Origin of the sequence: Staphylococcus sp. HMSC056G08, assembly GCF_001812305.1 — a bacterium.
Taxonomy (GTDB): Bacteria; Bacillota; Bacilli; order Staphylococcales; family Staphylococcaceae; genus Staphylococcus; species Staphylococcus simulans.
Genome location: NZ_KV808534.1, coordinates 11,123 through 11,737, shown reverse-complemented (window position 1 = coordinate 11,737; position 615 = coordinate 11,123). Strand labels below are relative to the sequence as shown.

Sequence of the window (615 nt, the reverse complement as noted above, 5' to 3'; positions counted from 1 at the left end):
GTACTGTCACTTTATCTTTGACCTCTTGTTCAGTTGTGCCTTGGCCGAACGGTTTTTCAATTGGTTTGACTGTTGGTTCATAAGTGTCTGAATCTTTTGGACCGACTGTTACTTTCACATTCACTGTATCTGTTGTTTTATCCGGATAAGTGACTGTGACTGGCACTTCAAATTCACCGCTTGTTTTACCGTCAGGTACTTTTGTTGTATCTACAGTAATAATTGGTTGGTCGCCCTCTTTAGGGAAATCCGGAACACTTACTTTGCCTTTGACTTCATCTTCAGTAGTTGGAGTTCCGTATGGTTTTGTGATTTCTCCCACAACTGGTTCATATTTATCATTTTGCGGTTGTGGGGTCACTGTAACTTTGACTGTTACATGATCTTTTGTACCGTCTGGATATGTCACCGTTACTGGCACATCGAATTCACCTGGTGTTTGACCATTAGGTACTTTTGTTGGATCATCCACTGTGACCACTGGTGTACCTTTATCCGCTGGGAAGTTAGGTACTGTCACTTTATCTTTGACCTCTTGTTCAGTGGTGCCTAGGCCAAATGGTTTTTCAATCGGTTGGACAGTTGGTTCATAAGTGTCTGAATCTTTTGGACCGA

1 protein-coding gene is annotated in these 615 nt (G+C 42.1%); it reads right to left on the bottom strand.

Annotated features, from left to right (window positions below):
- A partial coding sequence (locus HMPREF2846_RS12755; protein ID WP_256274958.1) for a Rib/alpha-like domain-containing protein occupies positions 1 to 615 on the bottom strand: 615 nt, incomplete at both ends.